Genomic DNA, 13,561 nt, shown 5'->3' on the forward strand with positions numbered 1-13,561 from the left:
GGCCGCGTTGCCGAGGCTGCCCATGCCGGAACCGCGGCCGCCGCGGAGGCCGCCGCCGCGCGGTCGGCCGGCGGGCGGTCCGGGCAGGCGGGACCGATGGGCGCCGGTGGGCGCCGGGGCGAGGGTGAGGAAGATGATGAGCACCAGCGGCCGGACTACCTGATCGAAGCGGACCCGGACGCGATCTTCGGGACCGACCAGCGGACCAGTCCGCCGGTCATCGGCGAGTAGGCGGGTGGACGTGGCAACAGACCGGGTGGACGTTCCGGTCGAGGCTCTGGCCGCTCTGGCCGAGCGCGAGCAGGTCGGTCAGCTGCACAGCACCCTGCGCCCGGAGCCGCTGTGGCTCTCGGACGAGGAGCGCGACGAGGCCGGCAAGCGGGTCGACGCCGCGCTGGCCGAGGCCGGGCTCGTCGACGCGCGCGGCCGCGCCACCGTCGACTTCCTCGACTGGCTCCCGCTGCTGGTGAACCCGGCGCGGGAGTGCTACGGCTGGGTCGGCGTCGAAGGCCGGACCTACGGCGTGCTCGCCGCCGCGAAGGGCCTCCAGGCGATCCTGGCGGTCTCCGACGGGACGTCGGTCGGCGTCCAGGAGATCGACCGGAACCGGCTCGCCGAGTCGCTCGTCGAGCAGCTGCCGCCGATCGGCCCGGGCGGCGGCCGCCCGCGCACCGTCCGGGTGGCGGACCTGACCGAGGCGGCCCGCCGTGGTCAGGACGCCTACCCGCTCGACCCGGCGGTCGCCGACGTCGTCAGCCTCGTGCAACGCCCGGTCTCGGGCAGCGGGGAGCTCTACGTCGGCCGCCGGGACGACGTCGGGCGCCACACCTGCCTGCGACAGCCCCTGCACTACGCCGACACGGACTGGGGCCGCTACCTCAGCTACACCTCCGGCGCGGGCGATGACGCCGTCATCCACATCGGTCCGGCCGGCCCGCGCGAACTCGCCGACACGCTGATGGAGCTGGCGGTCGCCCTCGTCTGAGCGGTCGCGCGAGCCGAAAAGCCCGCGCGCCGCGAGGCTTCCGGCGCTAACGTGACAGCGCTGTTGTATTCCGGTGGAAGGACGCGCTGATGCTCTACCCCGAGATCGAACCGTACGAACACGGCCTGCTCGACGTCGGCCACGGGCACGAGATCTACTGGGAGACCTGCGGGAACCCGGACGGGAAACCGGCGCTCGTCGTGCACGGCGGCCCCGGCTCCGGCTGCTCGACGAACCTGCGCCGCTACTTCGACCCGGCGCGCTACCGGGTCGTGCTCGTCGACCAGCGCGGCTGCGGCCGCAGCACCCCGCACGCCGGCGCCCCGGTCCCCGACCTGTCCGCCAACACCACCGACCACCTCGTCGCGGACTTCGAACTCCTCCGGACGCGGCTCGGCATCGAGAAGTGGCTGCTGTTCGGCGGTTCCTGGGGGTGCGTGCTGAGCCTGACCTACGCCTTGCGGCACACCGACCGGGTCAGCGAGATGGTCCTGATGGGCCTGGCGACCGATCGCTTCATCGAGATCGAAATGCTCATCCGCGGCTTGGGCGCGTATTTCCCGGAGGGCTTCGCCGAGTTCCGCGAGGGCGTGCCCGAGAACGAGCGCGACGGCGACCTGTCCGCCGCCTACCACCGGTTGCTGCTGGACCCGGACCCCGCCGTGCACCACCGAGCCGCGAAAGACTGGTGTGCCTGGGAAGACGCCATGCTGCCCGGCGTCCCGCCGCACGACGTCTTCGAGGACCCGGCCTACCGGCTCTGCTTCGCCCGGCTGGTCACGCACTACTTCAGCAACCGGGCCTTCCTGCCCGACGGCGAAATCCTGCGCAACCTCGGCAAGCTCGCCGGGATCCCCGCCGTGCTGGCCCAAGGCGTGCTCGACACGAGCAACCTTGTCGGCACGCCTTGGCTGCTGCACCACGCCTGGCCGGGCAGCGAGCTGGTCATGCTCGACAACGTCGGCCACAGCACCCAGAACGCCCCGATGCAGGACGTCCTGGTCGGCGCGACCGACCGCTTCGCCCGCTAGCTGGTCGTGAGTGAGAAACAATGTTCTAACACTGTTTCTCACTCACGACCAGCTACGGCAGGGCCGCTCACGGGATGAGCAGCGCCGGCTCACCTTCGGGGGCGAGCGCCGCCTCGGCCCGCCGAGCGCGGGTGGTCTCGGCCAGCTTCAGCCCGGTGATGCGCAGCGGCAGCCGGTCCATGGTCCACTCGGCCAGCAGGAGCGCGACCTTGGCCTGCATTTCCGTGCGCAACCGCAGGAACGAGTCGGCCGGGTCCGCGCCGACCTCGCCCAGCAGCAGCCACCACGCCCACGCCGCCGCGCCCGCGTTGGCGACGAAATCCGGCACGACCGCGACCCCTCGTGCCGAAAGCGCGGCTTCCGCTTCCGGCGTCGTCGCCGCGTTGGCGGCCTCGACGACCACCGCCGCCTTGACGAGGTTCTCGTTGTCCGTCCGCAGCGCGTAGGAGATCGCGGCCGGCACGAAGATGTCCGCGTCGATGCCGACGACCGTCTCGCGCGGCAGCGAACGCACCCCGGCGGGCAGCCGGGACCGGTCCACCTCGCCGAAGCGGTCGCGCAGCTCCAGCAGCGCCGGGACGTCGAGCCCGACCGGGTCGTAGAGCGTGCCCGCGGCGTCGGCCACCGCGACCACCTTCAGGCCGGCTTCGTGCAGGTACCAGGCCGCGCCGCCGCCCATCGTGCCGATGCCCTGGATCGCCACGGTCGTCTCGCGCACGTCCCAGTCCCACGCCGCCGCGACGCCGAGGCACGCCTGCGCCACGCCGTAGCCGCCGACGACGTCGCCGAGCAGGAGCCCGCCGGGCACCGGCGCGTTGAGGCCCGCCTGCACCCGGCGCAGGGTCCGCGCCGGATCGGCCGAACGGGCGATCGCCGCGTGGTACGACTGCTCGAGGCCGAGCTCGTCGAACACCTCGTCGATCAGGTGCTGCGGGACGCCGAGGTCCTCGGCGGTCACCCAGTGCGCGTCCAGCCACGGCCGCAGGAACGCGCAGAACCGCTTGAGGACGTCGAACGCCCGCGGGTCCTTCGGGTCGAAGTCGATGCCGCCCTTCGCCCCGCCGACCGGCAGGTTGAAGGTCGCGGTCTTGTTGGCCATGCCCCGGGCGAGGTCCTCGACCTCGCTCATCGTGCAGCCCGCCCGCATCCGGGTGCCGCCGGTGGCGACGCCGGAGACCAGGCTGTGCACGACCAGGTAGCCGTTCGCGCCGGTGATGGGATCGGTCCACGTCAGTCGCATCAGCGGCTCGGCGTTGCGCGGGATCATCAGGGCCACTCACCTCCAGGGAAAGTCCGGGGCGGTCCGGCGACCGCCTCTCCCGAGCGTGCGCTCCCGGTGGCCCGCCCGTCCATTTAACGAACCTGCACGATCTCGTTTAGGTTTGGTTCATGGAGCTTTCGTTGCACCGCTTGCGGATGCTTCGCGAGCTGCACCGCCGGGGCACTGTGACAGCGGCCGCCGCTTCGCTGCACTACACCGCTTCAGCGGTATCGCAGCAGCTCGCGCAGCTCGAGCGCGACGTCGGCGCGAAGCTGTTCGAACGGCTCGGCCGGCGCGTCCAGCTGACCGAGCTGGGCAACCTGCTGACGGAGCACGCGGAAGAGATCCTCGGCTCGGTCGAGCGCGCGACGCTCGCCCTGGAGGAGGCCCAGGAGTCCCGCACGGTCCGGCTGGTCGCCGGCGTCTGGGCGTCGGTGGCGTCCGGCCTGCTCCCGACCGCGCTGACCGCCCTGGCCGGCGAACACCCCGGCATCCAGGTGCGCACCCGCGAGCTGGCGCCGGAGGACACCGCCGAGGCCGTCCGCGACGGCACGCTCGACCTGTCGTTCGTGATCGACTACTCCGACGCGCCGACGACGTGGGACAGCGGCCTGGAACGCGCCGTCGTGGCCGTGGAGCGGCTGCACGCCGCGGTGCCGCGAGGCGCCGTTCCGTCGGGGTCGGCGTCCCTGGACGAGCTCGCCGAGCACCCGTGGATCCTGGCCAGCCCGAAGTCGCACTTCGGCCGGGCGATGCGCACGGCGTGCCGCCGGCACGGCTTCACGCCGAAGATCAACCACGAGGTCGAAGAACAGTCCACGGCGATGGCGATGGTCGGCGCCGGGCTCGGCGTCACCCTGGTCTCGGACCTCGGCCTGCGGCTGCTGCGGCCGCCCGGGATCGACGTCGTCGCGCTCACCACGCCGCTGCTGCGGACGGTGTCGATCGCCTACCGGCGCACCGCGTTCCGGCGGCCGGCGTTGCACCTGGTGATCGACGCCGTCCGGGCCTCGGCGGCCGAGCTGGGTCTGGGCACCGAGTCCGCTTTGCCCTGATCCGGGACTTCTTACGGAGTGGTGAACCGGTCCCGCAGCGCAAGATCCGGCCTGATTTTGTCGTACCCCGCGTGTAGCGTCCGAAGTCAAGAAGTTCCACCACACGGAACAAGGACGGACATGACAGAAGCGTCTACGGTGCACGAGTTTCCCGAAAAGTCGGGTAGTGCGTCGAACCGTACCGCGCGGGTCCTGGCGGACCGCGCGGCCGGGGAGGCGTATGTGGCATCGGTGTGCTTCAAGCACGGGCCACCTCGCCTGACCGGCGTCGAGCTGGAGTTCACCGTGCACCACGCCGACGATCCGGCAAGACCCCTCGATCCCGACCTCCTCGCCACGGCGCTGGGTCCGCACACCCCGCGGACACTCCGCCCCGACAGCCCCGCCTCGCCGCTCCCGGCAGGCTCACCCGTGAGCCTCGAGCCCGGGTGCCAGGTCGAAATCTCCGCTCTTCCCCAGGCCACGCTGCACGAACTCGACGCAGTCGTCTCGGCCGACCTCCACCACCTGCGTGACCGCCTCGCCCGGCACGGCCTCGTGCTGGGCGAAACGGGCATCGACGCCCACCGGCCGCCACGCCGGCTCCTGCACACGCCGCGTTACGCGGCGATGGAACGCCGGTTCGCGCAGATCGGCCGAGGGGGGATCACCATGATGGCCGGCACCGCCGGCCTGCAGGTCTGCGTCGACGCCGGGGAGCCCGAGCACTACGCGGCCCGGTGGGCGGCGGCCCACGCGATGGGCCCGCCGCTGCTCGCCCTCTTCGCCAACTCCCGCGTCCACGCCGGCCGCGACACCGGGCACGCTTCCGCCCGGTGGCTGGCGGTGCACGATACGGAAGCGGCCCGCTCCCGCACGGCCCGCGTGGCGGGCGACGACCCCGCGGGAGAGTGGGCCGTGCGCCTGATGGACGTCCCCCTGATGGTGCTGCCGCGCGGCGACCGGCCGTGGGACGCGCCGGAGGGGCTGACGTTCGCCGACTGGATCGACGGCAGAGGCGCGGCCGCCCTGCTGCCGAAACCGACGGTGGCGGACCTCGACTACCACCTGACCACGATGTTCACCCCGGTCCGCCCGCAGGGGTACCTGGAGATCCGGTACCTCGACGCGCAGCCGCCCGGCGAGTGGCTGCCGCCGGTGGCCTTGGTCGCCGCGCTGCTCGCCCGTCCGTCCACCGTGGACAAGGTGCGCGACCTCTGCGCACCGGTCGCGGACCGCTGGACCACGGCGGCGCGGCGCGGCTTGGCGAACCGGGACCTCGCGGCCGCCGCGGCGGCGCTGGCCGACCTCGGCTGCGCCGAGCTGGGCGCGACGGGGCTGGCGGAGGAGTCGATCACCGAGATCAGCGAGAGCGTGCAGGGGCGCGCGTACCGATCGAGGAGCGAAGCATGAGCACGGAAGCATTGGGCGACCTGAGCGCGCAGGACCTGCGCGCCCGCGCGGCCGAAGCACTGACCCGGGCGCGGGCGCGCAGCGTGGCGTTGACCGACGCCGTGGACGACGAAGACCTGATCCGCCAGCACTCCAAGCTGATGTCGCCGCTGGTCTGGGACCTGGCGCACATCGGCGTCCAGGAAGAGCTGTGGCTGGTCCGCGACGTCGGCGGCCGCGAGCCGCTGCGGCCGGACATCGACGACATCTACGACGCGTTCCAGCACGCCCGCGCCGACCGGCCGGAGCTGCCGCTGCTCGGCCCGGCCGAGGCGCGCGCGTACGTCAAGCAGGTCCGCGAAAAGGCGTTCGACGTGCTGGAACGCGTTCCGCTGCAGGGCAGCGGGCTGACCGAGCAGGCGTTCGCGTTCGGCATGATCACCCAGCACGAGCAGCAGCACGACGAGACCATGCTGGCCACCCACCAGCTGCGCCAGGGCGACCCGGTACTGCACGCGCCGGAGCCGCCGCGCGCGCGGTCGGGCACCCTCCCGGCCGAGGTGCTCGTCCCGGCCGGGGCGTTCACGATGGGCACGTCGGCCGAGCCGTGGGCGCTGGACAACGAGCGCCCGGCGCACGAGACCGCCGTCGAGGCGTTCTGGCTGGACACGACCCCGGTGACGTCCGGGGCCTACGCCGAGTTCCTCGACCGCGGCGGCTACGACGACGAGCGGCGGTGGAGCCCGGCCGGCTGGGCCTACCGGACCGAAAACCGCATCACCGCGCCGCGCTTCTGGAAGCGGGAGCAGGACGGCTGGTGGCGCACCCGGTTCGGGGTCTACGAACGCATCACGGCCGACGAGCCGGTTGTGCACGTCTCCTTTTACGAAGCCGAGGCATACGCGGCCTGGGCCGGGCGGCGGCTGCCGACCGAGGCGGAGTGGGAGAAAGCCGCCCGGTACGACCCGGCGACCGGCCGCTCGCGCCGGTTCCCGTGGGGTGACGAGGAACCGTCGGCCGAGCACGCCAACCTCGGCCAGCGGCACCTGCGCCCGGCGCCGGCGGGGGCGTACCCGGCCGGCGCGTCGCCGATCGGTGTGCACCAGCTGATCGGGGACGTCTGGGAGTGGACGAGCACCGACTTCCACGGCTACCCGGGCTTCGCCGCGTTCCCGTACCGGGAGTACTCGGAGGTGTTCTTCGGGCCGGGGCACAAGGTGCTGCGCGGCGGCTCGTTCGGCACCGACTCGGCGGCCATCCGGGGCACGTTCCGCAACTGGGACCTTCCGATCCGGCGGCAGATCTTCGCCGGCTTCCGCACCGCCCGCGACGCGGCACCCGGCGAGGTGGGCTAGGCGTCATGTGCAGGCACCTCGCCTACTTCGGCGAGCCGCTTTCGCCCGCCGGGGCGGTCTTTCGCGCGCCGCATTCGTTGCTGGTGCAGTCCTACGCGCCGGCGGACATGCGCGGCGGCGGCACGGTCAACGCCGACGGGTTCGGGCTGGGGTGGTACCCCGGCCCGGGCTCGCCGCCGCTGCGCCACCGGCGGTCGACTCCACTGTGGACGGACGAGACGCTGCCGCCGCTGGCCGCGTCGGTGACCTCGGGCGCGTTCGTCGCCGCGGTCCGCAACGGCACCACCGGCATGCCGGTGACCGAAGCGGCCGCGGCGCCGTTCACCGCCGGGCGCCGGCTGTTCAGCCACAACGGCGTCGTCCGCGGCTGGCCGGATTCGCTGGCCGAACTGGCCAAGACCGTGCCCGTCACCGAACTGCTGACCCTGGAGGCGCCGACCGACTCGGCCGTGCTGTGGGCCCTGCTGCGGGCCCGGCTGGCGGCGGGGGAGGACCCGCTGACGGCGGTGGCCGGGCTGAGCGCCGCCGTCGAGGCGGCCGCGCCCGGTTCCCGGCTCAACTTCCTGCTCACCGACGGCGAAACCCTCATCGGCACCGCCTGGACGCACGCGCTGTCCGTGCTGGAGACCCCGGCCGGCGTACTGCTGGCGTCCGAACCCCTCGACGGCGATCCGCGCTGGAAACCCGTCCCCGATCACCACGCCGTGCGCGCCACCGCGGCCGGCGTCGACCTGCTTCCCCTGACCCAGGAGCTCTCATGACCGAAGTCGATCTCGACCACCACCGATCCGGCGACGCCGTCACCGCGGAACTGCGCGCGGACGTCATCGCCGGGCTCACCGCGGAGCAGAAGTGGCTGCCGCCCAAGTGGTTCTACGACGCCGAAGGCAGCGAGCTGTTCGAGAAGATCACCCAGCTGCCGGAGTACTACCCGACCCGCAGCGAGCGCGAGGTGCTGGCCGCGCACGCCGGGGACGTCGCGCAGCTGTCCGATGCGCACACGCTCGTCGAGCTCGGGTCCGGGTCGAGCGAGAAGACCCGGCTGCTGCTCGACGCGCTCACCGGGCACGGGACCCTGGAAGCGTTCGTGCCGCTCGACGTCTCCGAGTCCGCGCTCGCCGAAGCCGCCGAGGCGATCTCGAAGGATTACCCGGGCCTGGCCGTCCGCGGGGTCGTCGGCGACTTCACCCAGCACCTCGCCCTGCTGCCCGGCGGCCAGCCGCGGCTGGTGGCCTTCCTCGGCGGCACGATCGGCAACTTCCTGCCCGCCGAGCGCGCGGTGTTCCTGCGGTCGGTGCGGGAAGTGCTCGACGAGGGGGAGTGGCTGCTGCTCGGCACCGACCTGGTCAAGGATCCCGGCATCCTCGAGCGCGCCTACGACGACGCGGCCGGCGTGACGGGCGAGTTCGACAAGAACGTGCTGCGGGTGATCAACTCCCGGCTGGGCGCGAACTTCGACGTCGACGAGTTCGAGCACGTGTCGCACTGGGACGCGGAGAACGAGTGGATCGAGATGCGGCTGCGGGCCCGGCGCTCGCTGTCGGTCGACATCCCCGGCGCGGAGCTGACGGTGGCCTTCGCCGAGGGGGAGCACCTCCGGACGGAGATCTCGGCGAAGTTCCGGCCCGCGGGAGTCGAAGCCGAGCTGGCCGCGGCCGGGTTCGCGCTCGACCGCTGGTGGACCGACTCCCAGCAGCGGTTCGGGGTGAGCCTGGCAAGATCGGTGCGTGGCTAATCCTCTCCGGGCGCTCGCCCGGGCCGTCGGCACGAAGCCGTGGCTGATGCGCACGGCCGGGTTCGTCGTGTGGGCGGACAAGAAACTGCACCGGGCGTTCGGCGGCCGGGTGAGCCTCGTGGCGCTCGCCGGGCTGCCGTCGCTCCGCCTCACGACGACCGGCCGCAAGAGCGGGCTTCCGCGGAGTACGAACCTGCTCTACTTCCCGCACGGCGACGACCTCGTGCTGACGGCGTCCAACTGGGGCCGCCCGAACGACCCGGCGTGGGCGCTCAACCTGCGCGCGAACCCGAAGTGCCGGGTGGCGCTCGCCGGGAAGCCGGCCGACGTCGTCGCACGGGAGCTGCACGGCGAGGAGTACGACGCCGTGTGGCGGGAGCTGCTGGAGTTCTGGCCGGGGTACGCGATGGAGCAGAAGGAGGCGGGCCGGCCGTTGCCCGTTTTCCTCCTGGACCGTTCGGCGGGGTAGCTTCCCACCATCCTTTTGGCCGGTGACGGGATTCACCGATTTGTGCCAGTCTCTCCCGGGTAACGCGCCGTGATGTCTTGATCGCGCGGCGCTGTGCACATTCAAGGGATGTGCGTGACCTAGGGAGGAGATGTCTTGCCGAGATCCACACAGGGCCGGGTGCGGTCGTTCGCACTGGTGGGGGCGCTCGTGGCCGGCGTGGGACTGGCCGGGACGGCCGGTATCGCCGCGGCGGCCGAGGACACCGTCGCCAAGCCCGCTGTCGTCGGCGCGACCGCCGCCGTCGACTGGGGCACCTGCTCGAGCGACACCCTCGCCGGCGTGCCGGCGGACCAGGTGAAGTTCTACAGCTGCGCGCGCTACCGCGTGCCGATCGACCACGACAACACCTCGCTGGGCACCATCGACATCGCCCTCCTGAAGCGGGCCGCCCGCACGCCGGACGCGCGCGTCGGCTCGCTGTTTCTCAACCCCGGTGGCCCCGGCGGCTCGGGCCTGCGGATGCCGATCAGCGGCCAGTACTACTTCCAGCCGCAGGTGCTCGACCGGTTCGACCTCGTCGGGTTCGACCCGCGCGGCGTCGGCCAGAGCAACCCGTTGCGCTGCTTCACGACCCAGGAGGACGCCGACGAGGTCTTCGGCGCCCAGATCCCGGTGCCGCTGAGCCGCGCCGAGATCTCCGGCACCCTCGCCAGTTACCGCGACTACGGCAAGTTCTGCAAGAACAACGCCGGCTCGCTGCTGAACCACATGTCCACCAAGGACGTCGTGCGCGACCTCGACACACTGCGCGCGGCGGTCGGCGACCGGAAGCTGACCTTCGTCGGCTTCTCCTACGGGACGCTGATCGGCTCGACCTACACGTCGATGTTCCCCAAGCAGTCCCGCGCGATCGTCATCGACGGCAACGTCGACCCGGCGCTGCGCACCAGCGACGGCGTGCAGTACGACCGGGAACGCGCGCAGGGCTTCGAAATCTCGCTCGACGGGTTCCTCAAGCGCTGCGACCAGGCCGGCACGAAGTGCGCGTTCAGCGACGGCACCCCGCGGGCGAAGTTCGACGAACTGCGCGAGTACCTGCGCCGGCAGCCGATCACCATCCCCGGTGGCGGCACGGTGGACATCAACTCGTTCACCGGTGGGGTCTCAAGCGTCCTGTACTCGCCGTCGGCGTTCCCCGGCCTGGCCGAGGACCTGCAGGCGCTCTACGACGTCCTCCACCCGGCGGGCGCGCAGGCGCAGACGCTGCAAGCCAAGCAGCTGAAGGTGCTCACCGGCGGCAAGCAGGGCCTGGCCGACCAGAACCCGGACAGCCCTTACACCAGTGACGACTCGTACTTCGCCGTCAACTGCTCCGACAAGCCGTTCAAGATCAAGCAGGAGCAGGTGCCGGACATCGCCGCGAAGTGGGAGCGCGAGTCGCGCACCTTCGGCCGGTACCAGGCGTTCGCCGACACGGCGGGCTGCCCGGTGTGGCCGGCGAAGAAGCCGGACGTCTACCGCGGTCCGTGGCGGGCGAAGACCGACGTCCCGGTGGTCGTGGTCGGCAACTACTACGACCCGGCGACGCAGTACAAGTTCGCGCAGCGGATGGCGGCCGAGCTCGGCAACTCCCGGCTGCTGTCGGTCGACGCGTTCGGCCACTGCATCCTCGGCGACGCCCTCGGCGTCGACAAGGCCGTGGCGGACTACCTGACCGACCTCAAGGTGCCGGCGAACGGACAGGTGTTCCAGCCGAACGTCCAGCCGTTCGAAACCGCGTAGAGCAAGGAAAACGGGCCGGGTGACGCTGTCGCCCGGCCCGTTTTCACGCCCGCAGCAACCGGTCGAGCAGGTCCCCGGCGGCCGCCTCGGCCTCCACCGCGGCGCTCGCCCGATCGTCCGCGCGGGCGACCAGCATCGCGATCTCGTTCAGCCCGGCCAGGAGTACGTGCGCGAAGTAGTCGACGCGCACCGGGGCGAGCCGCCCCGCGAGCCGCAGGGCGACCTTGAGCTTGCCGAGCGTGCGCGCTTCGTCGCCTTCGCGCCAGCGCTGCCAGCCGAGCACGGCGGGCGCGTCGATGAGCATCACCTGCCGCACCACGGGGTCCGCGGCGCTGCGGATCCACGTCAGGCAGGCGGCGCGCAGCGCCTCCGCCGGATCGGTCATGCCCTCGACGGCCTTCGCGCCGTCGGCTTCGACCCGGTCATAGACGGTGTCCAGTACCGCGGCGAACAGCGCGTCCTTGCCGGGGAAGTGGTGGTAGAGCGCGCCCCGGCTGACCTCGGCGGCCCGCAGGACGGCCTCGATCGAGGTGCCGTCGTAGCCGTGTTCGGTGAACAGGCCGGTGGCGACCGCGACGAGGTGCTCGCGGGTCGCCTGGCCGCGGTCGATCTTCTTGTTCATGCGGGTCGGCAGCCTCCGTCGTTGACAAACCGACTGTCGGTCTGTTCATACTAGACCGTCAGTCGGTTTACTTCTGGAGGGACCTTAGTCCATGAATCTGCGAACGTGGGAGGACCAGCGCGGGCGCGTGTCGACGGCGTCGGGCGACATGAGCTACGTCGACGTCGGCGAGGGGCCGGTCGCGCTCTTCGTGCACGGCGCCGGAACGAACAACCTGTTGTGGCGCAAGGTGATGACCGAGCTGGCGGGGGAGCGGCGGTGCGTCGCGCCCGACCTGCCGGGCCACGGCGCCTCGCCCGTGACGCCCGACCAGGACCTGAGCCTGAACGGGCTGGCGCGCCTGCTCGAAGACTTCTGCGCGTCGCTGGAACTCGGCGAACTCGACGTCGTCGCCAACGACACCGGCGGCGCGGTCGCCCAGGTCTTCGCCGTGCACCACGCCGATCGGCTCCGCACGCTCACGCTGACCAACTGCGACACCCAGGGCAACCTGCCGCCCGAGGCGTTCCGCCCGGTCGTCGAGCTGGCCGAACGCGGGCAGCTCGCACCGCTGGCGGTCCGGCTCGCCGCGGACCCGCAGCGGGCGCGCGCCGGTGCGCTCGGCGGCGGTTACGAGCGGCCTGAGGAGGTGCCGGACGAGGTCCTGGACGCGTTCGCCCGCCCGGTGTTCGGGACCCTCGACGCGGCCCGGCAGTTCGAGCGCCTGCTGACGTCGGTCCGTGGCGAGGAGCTGGCCGCGATCGAGCCGCTGCTCAAGGAGTTCCGCGTCCCGACGCTCCTGGTGTGGGGTACCGGCGACCCGAACTTCGGCGTCGAGTGGGCGTACCGGTTCCGGGACGCGGTCCCGGGCGTCACCGAGGTCGTCGAGGTGCCCGGTGCGAAGCTCTTCTTCGCCGACGAGCGGCCCGAAGACCTCGTCCCGCACCTGCGCCGGCACTGGGCGTAGCGATCGTCACAGCGCGGGGTGCGTACCTCGCGCTACAGTGGTCGGAGTTGATCAACCACGAGCAACGGAAGCGAGGTGAGCGGCACATGCCAGCGGACAGTCATCGGACGATCGGGCGTGGGCTCACCGGAGGCTTCCGGGTGGGCTGAGCTCGTCCGGTCTCCTCCTGTCCGGCAGTGCGCGCACGCCGGAAAAGAGCCGGATCATGACCATCTTCGAAATGCTGCTGCGCGTCGGCACCGGCGTCGGCCTGGGCGCCGTCATCGGGTTCGAGCGCCAGTTCCGCGCCCGGATGGCCGGGCTGCGCACCAACGCACTGGTCGCGGTCGGCGCGACGCTGTTCGTGCTGCTGTCCGCCCACGGGTTCGGCGGCCTGAGCACGAGCGGCGACGCCGACCCGACCCGGGTGGCGGCGCAGATCGTCTCGGGCATCGGGTTCCTCGGCGCCGGCGTCATCCTGCGCGACGGCCTCAACGTCCGCGGCCTCAACACGGCGGCGACGCTGTGGTGCTCCGCCGCGGTCGGGTCGCTGGCCGGGTCCGGGCTGTACGCGATCGCCGCGTTCGGCACCGCCGTCGTCGTCGGGGTGAACGTGCTGCTGCGACCGCTGGGCCGGGTCGTCGACCGCCGTCCGGACGCGGGCGACGAGACGCCGATGAGGTACGCGTTCCAGGCGGTGACCCGCGACGCGACCGAGGCACACGTACGGGCGTTGCTCGTGCAGTCGTTGAACCGCACGGACTTCCGGCTGCTGTCGGTGCTGAGCACGGACCGGGAAGACCGCACGGTGGAGGTGCGCGCGGAGCTGGTCGGCGACCAGCGCGACGACGCGCAGATGGAAGCGGCGGTGTCCCGGCTTTCGCTGGAGCCGTCGGTGTCCAGCGTGCGCTGGGAAGCCGTGCCCGCCTAGCCGCACCCGAGCACGTCCGGTGATGCGCCCCATCGGACATCGCCCCCGCCGGGCCCA

At 72.2% G+C, this 13,561-nt stretch carries 13 protein-coding genes and 1 pseudogene; 12 read left to right on the top strand and 2 right to left on the bottom strand.

Translation table 11 applies throughout. The features are described 5' to 3' along the window. From AB0N03_RS48745 to pip, 3 genes and pseudogenes are all read left to right on the top strand, one after another. A pseudogene (locus AB0N03_RS48745) lies at nt 1-231 on the top strand (hypothetical protein); the annotation flags it as partial. Nucleotides 232-256: 25 nt separating this feature from the next. After that, the gene (locus AB0N03_RS48750) at nt 257-985 is read left to right on the top strand and encodes an ESX secretion-associated protein EspG (RefSeq protein WP_364387787.1); all 729 of its coding nucleotides are present in this window, start codon (nt 257-259) and stop codon (nt 983-985) included. An 89-nt stretch (nt 986-1,074) separates the two neighbouring features. After that, nucleotides 1,075-2,016, top strand: a complete 942-nt coding sequence (gene pip / locus AB0N03_RS48755) for a prolyl aminopeptidase (protein WP_364387731.1) — start codon at nt 1,075-1,077, stop codon at nt 2,014-2,016. Between the two features lie 67 nt (nt 2,017-2,083). Here the strand turns inward: pip and AB0N03_RS48760 are convergent, their stop codons facing one another. Next, a complete protein-coding gene (locus AB0N03_RS48760; protein ID WP_364387733.1) occupies nt 2,084-3,283 on the bottom strand; it encodes a Glu/Leu/Phe/Val dehydrogenase dimerization domain-containing protein in 1,200 nt (399 codons plus the stop codon). Nucleotides 3,284-3,405: 122 nt separating this feature from the next. Here AB0N03_RS48760 and AB0N03_RS48765 point away from each other — a divergent pair, with 122 nt between their 5' ends. The 7 genes from AB0N03_RS48765 to AB0N03_RS48795 all read left to right on the top strand — a co-directional run bounded on the left by AB0N03_RS48765 (nt 3,406) and on the right by AB0N03_RS48795 (nt 11,026). Continuing rightward, on the top strand, nt 3,406-4,332 hold the full coding sequence (locus tag AB0N03_RS48765; protein ID WP_364387735.1) for a LysR substrate-binding domain-containing protein: 927 nt from the start codon (nt 3,406-3,408) through the stop codon (nt 4,330-4,332). 120 nt (nt 4,333-4,452) lie between these two features. Further along, a complete protein-coding gene (locus AB0N03_RS48770; protein ID WP_364387737.1) occupies nt 4,453-5,724 on the top strand; it encodes a glutamate-cysteine ligase family protein in 1,272 nt (423 codons plus the stop codon). After that, nucleotides 5,721-7,058: an ergothioneine biosynthesis protein EgtB gene (gene egtB / locus AB0N03_RS48775; protein ID WP_364387739.1), complete on the top strand. Its 1,338-nt coding sequence runs from the start codon at nt 5,721-5,723 to the stop codon at nt 7,056-7,058. The genes AB0N03_RS48770 and egtB overlap by 4 nt, the downstream gene beginning before the upstream one ends. Before the next feature lie 5 nt (nt 7,059-7,063). Next, nucleotides 7,064-7,819 carry an ergothioneine biosynthesis protein EgtC gene (egtC, locus tag AB0N03_RS48780; RefSeq protein WP_364387741.1) on the top strand — a complete coding sequence of 252 codons (756 nt, stop codon included), beginning with the start codon at nt 7,064-7,066 and terminating at the stop codon, nt 7,817-7,819. Beyond that, on the top strand, nt 7,816-8,793 hold the full coding sequence (gene egtD / locus AB0N03_RS48785; protein WP_364387743.1) for an L-histidine N(alpha)-methyltransferase: 978 nt from the start codon (nt 7,816-7,818) through the stop codon (nt 8,791-8,793). The genes egtC and egtD overlap by 4 nt, the downstream gene beginning before the upstream one ends. 46 nt (nt 8,794-8,839) lie before the next feature. Then, nucleotides 8,840-9,262 carry a nitroreductase family deazaflavin-dependent oxidoreductase gene (locus AB0N03_RS48790; RefSeq protein WP_364387789.1) on the top strand — a complete coding sequence of 141 codons (423 nt, stop codon included), beginning with the start codon at nt 8,840-8,842 and terminating at the stop codon, nt 9,260-9,262. A 159-nt stretch (nt 9,263-9,421) separates the two neighbouring features. Next, entirely contained in the window at nt 9,422-11,026 is a 1,605-nt protein-coding gene (locus AB0N03_RS48795) for an alpha/beta hydrolase (protein ID WP_364387791.1), read from the top strand. Between the two features lie 43 nt (nt 11,027-11,069). Here the strand turns inward: AB0N03_RS48795 and AB0N03_RS48800 are convergent, their stop codons facing one another. Continuing rightward, entirely contained in the window at nt 11,070-11,648 is a 579-nt protein-coding gene (locus AB0N03_RS48800; protein WP_364387745.1) for a TetR/AcrR family transcriptional regulator, read from the bottom strand. Nucleotides 11,649-11,739: 91 nt separating this feature from the next. Here AB0N03_RS48800 and AB0N03_RS48805 point away from each other — a divergent pair, with 91 nt between their 5' ends. Next, the gene (locus tag AB0N03_RS48805; RefSeq protein ID WP_364387747.1) at nt 11,740-12,594 is read left to right on the top strand and encodes an alpha/beta hydrolase; all 855 of its coding nucleotides are present in this window, start codon (nt 11,740-11,742) and stop codon (nt 12,592-12,594) included. Nucleotides 12,595-12,799: 205 nt separating this feature from the next. Continuing rightward, nucleotides 12,800-13,504, top strand: coding sequence for an MgtC/SapB family protein (locus tag AB0N03_RS48810; RefSeq protein ID WP_364387749.1), 705 nt, complete (start codon nt 12,800-12,802; stop codon nt 13,502-13,504). Nucleotides 13,505-13,561 lie beyond the last annotated feature (57 nt).

Source organism: Amycolatopsis sp. NPDC051061 (assembly GCF_040682935.1).
Lineage (GTDB): Bacteria > Actinomycetota > Actinomycetes > Mycobacteriales > Pseudonocardiaceae > Amycolatopsis.

What these genes read in the sequence shown, in the direction of transcription:
- AB0N03_RS48805 (WP_364387747.1), top strand. Translation starts at nt 11,740, where the DNA reads ATGAATCTGCGAACGTGGGAGGACCAGCGCGGGCGCGTGTCGACGGCG.
- egtC (WP_364387741.1), top strand. Translation starts at nt 7,064, where the DNA reads ATGTGCAGGCACCTCGCCTACTTCGGCGAGCCGCTTTCGCCCGCCGGG.
- pip (WP_364387731.1), top strand. Translation starts at nt 1,075, where the DNA reads ATGCTCTACCCCGAGATCGAACCGTACGAACACGGCCTGCTCGACGTC.
- AB0N03_RS48760 (WP_364387733.1), bottom strand. Translation starts at nt 3,283, where the DNA reads ATGATCCCGCGCAACGCCGAGCCGCTGATGCGACTGACGTGGACCGAT.
- egtB (WP_364387739.1), top strand. Translation starts at nt 5,721, where the DNA reads ATGAGCACGGAAGCATTGGGCGACCTGAGCGCGCAGGACCTGCGCGCC.
- AB0N03_RS48810 (WP_364387749.1), top strand. Translation starts at nt 12,800, where the DNA reads ATGACCATCTTCGAAATGCTGCTGCGCGTCGGCACCGGCGTCGGCCTG.
- AB0N03_RS48800 (WP_364387745.1), bottom strand. Translation starts at nt 11,648, where the DNA reads ATGAACAAGAAGATCGACCGCGGCCAGGCGACCCGCGAGCACCTCGTC.
- AB0N03_RS48790 (WP_364387789.1), top strand. Translation starts at nt 8,840, where the DNA reads ATGCGCACGGCCGGGTTCGTCGTGTGGGCGGACAAGAAACTGCACCGG.
- AB0N03_RS48765 (WP_364387735.1), top strand. Translation starts at nt 3,406, where the DNA reads ATGGAGCTTTCGTTGCACCGCTTGCGGATGCTTCGCGAGCTGCACCGC.
- egtD (WP_364387743.1), top strand. Translation starts at nt 7,816, where the DNA reads ATGACCGAAGTCGATCTCGACCACCACCGATCCGGCGACGCCGTCACC.
- AB0N03_RS48770 (WP_364387737.1), top strand. Translation starts at nt 4,453, where the DNA reads ATGACAGAAGCGTCTACGGTGCACGAGTTTCCCGAAAAGTCGGGTAGT.